Source organism: Burkholderia sp. MSMB1835, assembly GCF_001526365.1.
GTDB lineage: Bacteria > Pseudomonadota > Gammaproteobacteria > Burkholderiales > Burkholderiaceae > Burkholderia.
In genome coordinates, this window is sequence record NZ_LOYP01000001.1 from 271152 (window position 1) to 277733 (window position 6582).

Sequence of the window (6582 nt, forward strand, 5' to 3'; positions counted from 1 at the left end):
TTAGCGGTGCGACGCGGCGCGGACTGCGCGCACCTGCGTGGAAGAGAGGGCGTCGGGCGCGTCGTCCTGCAGTTCGAGCCGTCCGGCGACCGCCAGCTCGCGGCAACGCCACCAGGCGATCGAGTCGCTGACGAACAGCCCGCCGCGGTCGGCGGCGGCCATGATGCTGCCGACGAGGCGCCGCGCGGGCTGCCAGTCGGTTTCCGCGCGCGCGACGATCAGTGCGTCGAGATCGGCGTAGTGGCCGCTCTTGATCGTGTTGCTGACCCAATAGCGCAGTTCGGCGTTCAGGTGCTTCGCTTCCTGCCATTCCAGCGCGAGGCGGCCGATGCGCAGGACCGAGACCGGCGCGGCCGCCGGCCGCTTGCGCGCCAGTTCCGCGGGCGAGAACATCCCGGTCGCGCATGCCTGGTCGGTGCGCGACAGCGACGCGCGCTGCGCGGCGTCGAGATCGGCGGCCGACAGCCGCACCTCGTTCAGGCGCTGCGGCACGTTGCGCAGGTGATAGGCGACGCGGCGCAGCAGCAGCTTGTCGCCGACGCTCGGCGCGTGCCACACGACGACCTGGCCGGTCTCCGTCGCGAGCTGGCCGAGGCGTGCGAATTCGCCTTCGATTTCCGCGTTCCAGTCGGGAATCTGGTCGCCGAGCACGTGTTGCCAGAAGGCGGCGCGCGTGTCGGGCGTCTCGTCGGCGCCCTTCAGCGGCCCGACGCCGAGATCGTCGAGCAAACCGACGACGCGCTCGTCGCGTCCGGCTTGCGCGAGGGCCTCGCGCAGCGACGCGGCGGCGGTGCCGCCCTGAATCACATGAATGGTACTCATCGGCCTGTCGTCAACAAAAGAAAACCGCCAGCCGGGCGGACGTCGCAACGTCCGCCCGGCTGGCGGCCCCTAGTGTAAGCGAGATGTGTGACGGCGAGAAACCGTCGGGCGCCGCGACGCGATGCCGCTCAACGTTCGTCGAAGCTCACGACGACCTTGTCGCTGATCGGGTGGCACTGGCACGTGAGCACGAAGCCGTCCTTCACTTCGTGGTCCTCGAGCGTGTAGTTCTTCTCCATCCGCACTTCGCCTTCGACCACCTTCGCGCGGCACGTGCAGCACACGCCGCCCTTGCACGCGTACGGCAGCGCGAGGCCGGCGCGCAGGCCCACGTCGAGCAGGCTCACGCCTTCGTACGGCAAACGCAGCTTGCGTTTCTTGCCGTCGAGCACGATTTCGAGGTCGGCGGCCGGCGTCTGGTCGGTGATCTCGACGACCGGTGCGCCGGCCTGCGGCAGCGGTGTGCCGAAGCGCTCGACGTGCACCTTCGCCTGCGGCACGCCGGCCGCCTTCAGCGCGGCTTCGGCGGCGTCCATCATCGGCGCCGGGCCGCAGATGAACGCCTCGTCGATCGCGTCGGCCGGCGTCAGCGTCGCGAGGAACTCCGCGCACTTCGCCTGATCGAGCACGCCGTTGAACAGCTCGACGTCCTGCAGGTCGTCGGACAGCACGTGATAGAGGACGAAGCGGTTCATGTAGCGGTTCTTCAGGTCCTCGAGCTCCTCCGCGAACATGATCGCGTCGACGCTGCGGTTGCCGTAGATCAGCGTGAACGTGCTGCGCGGCTCGAGTTCGAGCGTCGTTTTCACGATCGCGAGCACCGGCGTGATCCCCGAGCCGCCGGAAAACGCGACGTACTGCTTGCCGTGGTCGGCGTTCAGGTGCGTGAAGAAGCGGCCGTCCGGCGTCATCACGTCGATCGTGTGGCCGGGCTTCAGCGTGTCGAACGCGAAGTTCGAGAAGCGGCCGCCGCGCACGCGCTTGATGCCGATGCGCAGTTCGCCGTCACGGTCGTAGTCCGTCGTGCCGACGCAGATCGAATACGAGCGGCGCGTCTCTTCGCCGTCGATGTGGGTCTTCAGCGTGACGAACTGGCCCTGCGTGAAGCGGTACGCGTCGCGCAGCTCGGGCGGCACGTCGAACGAGACGGTCACGGCGTCGGCGGTCTCGGGCCGCACGTCGCGGATACGCAGCGGATGAAATTGCGGGGTCGCCATATTCAGTAGGGTTTGAAGTAGTCGAAGGGTTCGCGGCAGTCCACGCAGCGATACAGCGCCTTGCAGGCCGTGGACGCGAATTGCGCGAGACGCTCGGTGCGCACGGAGCCGCAGCGCGGACAGGCGGGCGCCGCGACCGGCCGCGGCACGAAGCGCACGACGTTCTCCCGCGGCGCGGCGCTGCCGCACTGGCCGACCGGCGGCGCGATGCCGTACGCGCGCAGCTTGTCGCGCGCTTCCTGCGTGATCCAGTCGGTCGTCCATGCGGGCGCGAGCACCGTCTCGATCCGGTGCGGCGGCAGATCGGCGGCCTGCAGCGCGGCGGCGATGTCCTCGGCGATCTGCGACATCGCCGGGCAGCCCGAGTAGGTCGGCGTGATCACGACTTCGAGCCGGCCGTCGTCGGCGCGGCGGACGTCGCGCAGGATGCCGAGCTCGCGGATCGACACGACCGGGATCTCCGGGTCGGGCACGGCTTCCAGCACGTCCCACGCACGGGCGAGCAGCGGATCGTCGCTGTGCGCGGCGGGGGCGGGGGCAGCGGTCTGGGCGGACATCGTCGGGCTCCGTGGCGTGGGCCGGTTACCAGCTCGCGCCGGGGTGCTGGCGCGCGAGGCTCTGCATTTCCGCGAGCAGATAGCCCATGTGTTCCGAGTGCTCGCCCCGCTTGCCGGTCGTCACATGCTTCACCGGCGCCGGCAGCGTCAGCGTGGCCTCCGCGAGCGCGTCGTCCACGTCCGCGCGCCACGCGGCCTCGATCGCGGCCGGTGCCGGGCCGATGCCCGCGGCGGCGATCGCGTCGTCGATCGCATCGGCGGCGAAGCATTCGCGCGTGTACGGCATCAGGTAGTCGAGCGCGGCCTGCGCGCGGCGGTGCGATTCGTCGGTGCCGTCGCCGAGGCGCACGAGCCATTCGCGCGCATGCTGGACGTGATAGCGGGTTTCCTTCACCGATTTCGCGGCGATCGCGGCCAGTTGCGTGTCGGTCGACGTTTCCAGCGCGCTCCATACGTGCAGCATCAGCGCCGCGTACAGGAAGTTGCGCGCGATCGTCACCGCGTAGTCCTTGTCGGCGTGCGCGGTGCCGGACACCGGGCCGTAGTGCGGCAACTCGGCGAGCGTGAAATTCGCGAACTCGCGCTCGGCGCGGAAGTACGCGTAGTCGTCCTCGGTCTTCGTCGCGCCGGTGAGCTGGCGCTCGAGTTCGGCCGCGTGCGTATACAGCATGCGCGCCTGGCCGATGAGGTCGAGGCTCATGTTGGTGAGCGCGATGTCTTCCTCGAGGATCGGGCCGTGGCCGCACCATTCGGCGTTGCGCTGACCGAGGATCAGCGCGTTGTCCGCGAGGCGCAGCACGTAGGAGAGGTGTTCGGGCGTGATCGTCATGGCGCGCGCGTTACATGTGGTTGACTTCGTCGGGCAGCGTATAGAACGTCGGGTGACGGTAGATCTTGTCGCCCGCCGGCTCGAACAGTTCGGCCTTTTCGTTCGGATCCGACGCGGTGATCGCCGACGACGGCACCACCCAGATGCTCACGCCTTCCTGGCGACGCGTGTAGACGTCGCGCGCCATGCGCAGCGCCATCGTCGCGTCGGCGGCGTGCAGGCTGCCGCAATGCTTGTGGTCGAGGCCCTGCTTGCTGCGCACGAACACTTCCCAGATCGGCCATTCCTTGTTCATCGCTTTCTCCTGATTCCTGAATTCGAGGGGTGCCGCTCAGGCGGCGTGCTGTTCGGCGCGGGCGCGGCGCTTCGCTTCGTGCGCGAGCGCGGCTTCGCGCACCCAGGCGCCGTCCTCGTGTGCTTTCACGCGAGTCGCGAGGCGCTCCTTGTTGCACGGGCCGTCGCCGTTGACCACGCGCCAGAATTCGTCCCAGTCGATCGTGCCGTAGTCGTGGTGGCCGCGCGCCTCGTTCCATTTCAGGTCGGGGTCGGGCAGCGTCACGCCGAGCACCTTCGCCTGGTCGACCGTCGCGTCGACGAATTTCTGCCGCAGATCGTCGTTCGAGATCCGCTTGATGCCCCATTTCGCGGACTGGCTGCTGTGGACCGAATCGGCGTCGCTCGGGCCGAACATCATCAGCACCGGCCACCACCAGCGGTCGACGGCCTGCTGGACCATCGCGCGCTGCGCGTCGCTGCCCTTCATCATGGACAGCAGCGCATCGAAACCCTGGCGCTGGTGAAACGACTCTTCCTTGCACACGCGGATCATCGCGCGCGCGTACGGGCCGTACGTGCAGCGGCACAGCGGGATCTGGTTCATGATCGCGGCGCCGTCGACCAGCCAGCCGATCACGCCGACGTCGGCCCAGGTCGGCGTCGGATAGTTGAAGATGCTCGAGTATTTCGCCTTGCCGGCGTGCAGTGCGTCGATCAGCGCATCGCGCGATACGCCGAGCGTTTCGGCCGCGCTGTAAAGATAGAGGCCGTGGCCGGCTTCGTCCTGCACCTTCGCGAGCAGGATCGCCTTGCGCTTCAGGCTCGGCGCGCGCGAGATCCAGTTGCCTTCCGGCAGCATGCCGACGACTTCCGAATGCGCGTGCTGCGAGATCTGGCGTACCAGCGTCTTGCGATACGCGTCGGGCATCCAGTCCTGCGGTTCGATCTTGCCGTCCGCGGCCATCACCGCATCGAACCGCGCCTGCTCGGGCGACTCGGCTGCGGCGTCGAGCGGCGCGACGTTGCCGGGGATGTCGAGGGATTGCGTGTACATGGCGAAAGCTCTCGTCCGGTTGAATGTGTTGCGAAGTATAAACCAACCGACCGGTCGGTTAATAAATTTCTTGAGGATTTGCAGCGAGACTCGGGTAAACGAGGGGAATTGGGTTGAGATCAGGCGCCGCGAGTGCGGCCTCGCAAGTGAGCCTCGGGTCTTCTGCGGCACAATGCCCGCTTTCCGATGAGGATTTTGCCGATGTCATTTCGAAGCAGTTTCGCCGCGGTAGCGCTGGGCGCGGCCGTTTTCGTGTCGCCGCTTGCGGCGTCGGCCGCGCCGGCCGGTTGGGTCGCCGCGTGGGCAACCGCGCTGCAGCCGATTCCCGATCTCGCCTCCCCGCCGCCGCTCTACCGCGCCCCGGACGTGGCCGGGCGGACCGTGCGCCAGATCGTCTACCCGACCGTGTCGGGGCGGGCCGCGCGGATTCGCGTGAGCAACGCATACGGTCGTGCGCCGCTGGTCGTCGAGGCCGCGAGCCTTGCGCGCGCCGGCGAAGGGGCGGCACTGGCCGGCGGCGCGGCGGCGCCGGTGCGGTTCGGCGGCAAGGCGTCGGTGACGCTCGCGCCGGGTCAGGAGCTCGAAAGCGATCCGGTGACGATCGACGTGACGGCCGCGCAGCCGTATGCGATCGATCTCCGGATGGGGCCCAACCAGAGGATGACGGTCTGGCATCGCGTGTCGAACCAGTTCAACTATGTGTCTGGGCCCGGCGATCATGTGAGCGATCCGGCCGCCGCCGCGTTTCGCACCCGTTTTACTCAATATGCGTGGGTGACCGAGCTGGCCGTCGAAGTCGGTTCCGCGCATGCCAGCGTCGCCGCGATCGGCGACTCCATCACCGATGGGCTGCGCTCCAGCGTGAACCGGAACCGTCGCTGGCCCGACGCGCTCGCGCGCCGGCTGATGGCGTCGGGCGCCGATTCGATCGGCGTCGTGAATCTCGGCATCAGCGGGAACCGGTTGCTCAGCGATTCCGCGTGCTACGGCACATCGCTGGCGTCGCGGTTCGAGCGTGACGCGCTGTCACGCTCGGGCGTGAAGGCGGCGATCGTGCTGATCGGGATCAACGACATCAACTTCGCGGCGATGCCGCCGCGCGCGGGGCTCGACTGCGATCACCCGCATACGCAGGTGACGGCCGCGTCGTTGATCGACGGCTATCGCCGGCTGATCGAGGCGGCGCACCGACAGGGCGTGAAGGTCTTCGGCGCGACGCTCACGCCGGCGGCGTTGCCGGCCGGACGCGAAGCGATTCGGCTCGAGGTGAACCGGTGGATCCGCAGCGGCGGCGGGTTCGACGGCGTGGTGGATTTCGACGCGGTGCTGCGCGATCCGGCGCGCCCGAGCGTGCTGCCGCGCCGATACGATAGCGGCGACGGTATCCATCCGAGCGATGCGGGCTACGCGGCGATGGCCGACGCGGTGCCGATCGAACAACTGCGGGCTGCGGCGGGCGGCAAGTGACGCGCTTCTGGCTTCTATATATAGAGAGAAAGATTGCCGACGGCCTGCGAGCCGATAGCGCGACATCGTGCGTCGCACCCTAGCCTCCGTGCGCGGTAGCGCACGGAGGCTTTTTCAAACTTTCTTCACAAAAGGCTTGCGTGGACGGGGGCGGATGCATAGAATCACGCCTCTTTCGCGCCAACGGAAACACGGCGCGGGAGGAAGGGAAGTGGTGCTGTTGAGGTTCGGAAGTAACGAGCCCGACGGCACAGGAAGATGGCCCCGCAGTCGCAACGATGTCGTGCAGAAAGTTGTTGACGAGCTGCGAAACACGATTCATAATCTCGCTTCTCTGCTGCTGAAAACGCAGCGCTGCCG

Annotated in this window: 7 protein-coding genes; 1 reads left to right on the top strand and 6 read right to left on the bottom strand. The window is 68.0% G+C overall.

Annotated elements, in window-relative coordinates:
- From WS96_RS01220 to paaA, 6 genes are all read right to left on the bottom strand, one after another.
- Entirely contained in the window at positions 1–822 is an 822-nt protein-coding gene (locus tag WS96_RS01220) for a DUF1835 domain-containing protein (protein WP_059830017.1), read from the bottom strand.
- A 128-nt stretch (positions 823–950) separates the two neighbouring features.
- Positions 951–2039 (bottom strand): 1,2-phenylacetyl-CoA epoxidase subunit PaaE, encoded by a 1089-nt coding sequence (gene paaE, locus WS96_RS01225; RefSeq protein WP_034209525.1) that lies wholly within the window; start codon positions 2037–2039, stop codon positions 951–953.
- A 2-nt stretch (positions 2040–2041) separates the two neighbouring features.
- Entirely contained in the window at positions 2042–2596 is a 555-nt protein-coding gene (gene paaD / locus WS96_RS01230; protein WP_059830019.1) for a 1,2-phenylacetyl-CoA epoxidase subunit PaaD, read from the bottom strand.
- 25 nt (positions 2597–2621) lie between these two features.
- Positions 2622–3425, bottom strand: a complete 804-nt coding sequence (paaC, locus tag WS96_RS01235; protein WP_059830021.1) for a 1,2-phenylacetyl-CoA epoxidase subunit PaaC — start codon at positions 3423–3425, stop codon at positions 2622–2624.
- Positions 3426–3435: 10 nt separating this feature from the next.
- Positions 3436–3720, bottom strand: coding sequence for a 1,2-phenylacetyl-CoA epoxidase subunit PaaB (gene paaB / locus WS96_RS33455; protein WP_034188015.1), 285 nt, complete (start codon positions 3718–3720; stop codon positions 3436–3438).
- Positions 3721–3756: 36 nt separating this feature from the next.
- Positions 3757–4755, bottom strand: a complete 999-nt coding sequence (gene paaA, locus WS96_RS01245) for a 1,2-phenylacetyl-CoA epoxidase subunit PaaA (protein ID WP_059830023.1) — start codon at positions 4753–4755, stop codon at positions 3757–3759.
- Between the two features lie 201 nt (positions 4756–4956).
- Here paaA and WS96_RS01250 point away from each other — a divergent pair, with 201 nt between their 5' ends.
- A complete protein-coding gene (locus tag WS96_RS01250) occupies positions 4957–6222 on the top strand; it encodes an SGNH/GDSL hydrolase family protein (protein WP_059830025.1) in 1266 nt (421 codons plus the stop codon).
- Positions 6223–6582: the final 360 nt, after the last annotated feature.